At 76.7% G+C, this 1689-nt stretch carries 1 protein-coding gene and 1 pseudogene; both read left to right on the top strand.

What is annotated here, in order from left to right:
* The first annotated feature begins 351 nt into the window (after positions 1–351).
* Positions 352–1164 (top strand): class I SAM-dependent methyltransferase, encoded by an 813-nt coding sequence (locus RIN80_RS11850; RefSeq protein ID WP_309095516.1) that lies wholly within the window; start codon positions 352–354, stop codon positions 1162–1164.
* 220 nt (positions 1165–1384) lie between these two features.
* Positions 1385–1689: pseudogene (locus RIN80_RS11845) on the top strand (polysaccharide pyruvyl transferase family protein); the annotation flags it as partial.

Below are 1689 nucleotides of genomic sequence, written 5' to 3'. Positions count from 1 at the left end.
GCCGCCGGCCGGACGGCAGACCCGCGAGCCGGACCCCGAGGCCGCCGACCAGACAGGCAGGGCCGGGAACTGGGCGGCGAGACCGCCGGCCGGACCGGGCGGCACTCCCGGGCCGCACGGCCAGGGCCGGACGGGGGCGGTGAGGCCGGAAGGCCGGCCGGGGGGCGCCTGTGCGCCGGGGGGCGAGGTCGCGCCCCGAAGCTCGCGGCCCGCCGGCCCCGGCCCGCGGGTCCGGGCCCGCCCGTCCTGGGGCTTCTCGGCATACCGCCGCATCCGCCTGCGGTAATCACCGTGCGGACACGAGCCGTCGAATCTAGACTCTGCGGCCATACGACGAGGGGACGGATGCGTGTGACCACCGGAGAGAACACCGTCGGGGACGTCTTCAGCGCGGGGGCGGAGCAGTTCCACCAGTGGTCGCCGGTGCTGTGGGACCCGATCGGCGCGGCCACCGCCGCCGTGGCCGCCCCGGCCGTCGGCGAGTCGGTGCTGGACGCCTGCTGCGGGGCCGGTGCGTCGGCGCTGCCGGCCGCCCGGGCCGTCGGACCGGCGGGCCGGGTGGACGCCGTGGACCTCGCGGCCGGGCTGCTGGCGATCGGTGAGCGCCGGGCGCGTGAGGAGGGCCTGGAGAACATCCGCTTCCACCGGCACGAGGTGACCTCCTGGCCCGTGCCCGGTGCCGGCTACGACGTCGTGATGTGCGCGCTCGGCGTGTTCTTCTTCCCGGACATGGACCGCGACTCCGCCGCGCTGACGCGGATGCTGCGCCCCGGCGGCCGGTTCGTCGTGACCGTCTGGGAGAAGGGGGCGCTCGGCGGCTGGCAGTCGGCGCTCGTGGGCGCCGTCGAGACGGAACGCCACCAGCCCCGCCCGCCGCAACGCGACCAGCTGGCCCGGATCGACACCGCCGACACGCTCGCGGCCTGGCTCACGGACCTGGGCGGGAGCGCGCCGCGGGTCAGCCGGCGGCGGTTCGACGCCCCGCTGTCCCCGGACACCGCCTGGACCCTGGCCACCGGCAGCGGGACGCGCCGGATGCTCGACGGGCTGTCTCCGGACGCCGTGGAGCGGGTGCGGGCCGCGTTCACCGCGCGCCTGACCGCGAACGAGGTCACCGACCTCGACGTCCGCGTGCTGACGGGCACGGCCCGCTTCTCCGGCTGACCGGCGGCGGGGGCGGGCCGCCGCCCCGGAGAACTCTCCCGGGCTCGCCGACTCGCCGACTCGCCGGTCCAGGTCGTGCCCGGTACCGCCGGCAGCGGTTCCTACGCCCAAGGACAGTGAGTCATATGCGCGTGATGCCCTGATTGCCCACCCGGGTGGGCGGGCACTCAGGGCGTGTGCGGACACACCGGGGCACGCGACCGCGCAGGGTGCTGCTCACTACAGCCACCTGGTGTTCGTCCTGCGGCCCGCTGCACGGGCCGCGGGTCGAGGAACTGCACCGGCGGTTCGCGCACTGTGTGCGGATCGCCGTCGGCACCTCGGTGATCGATCCCGGCAGCGCGGCCGTGACCGGCTTCCACCGGGTGCTGCCCCGGGACGCGCCCGACAGCGAACCGGTGGAGGACCTGGCGGCCCGCGCCCCCGAGGTGCCCGCTCGGCCGGTGGTCGGGGTGATCCTCACGCACGGGCAGGAGGAGTTCGGGTACGGGCGGCTGCGGCGGCAGGGGCAGGTCGCCGAGGAGG

Source organism: Streptomyces sp. (assembly GCF_031181705.1).
In the GTDB taxonomy this organism is placed as follows: Bacteria; Actinomycetota; Actinomycetes; order Streptomycetales; family Streptomycetaceae; genus Streptomyces.
This window is presented reverse-complemented; position numbering and strand designations above follow the sequence as displayed.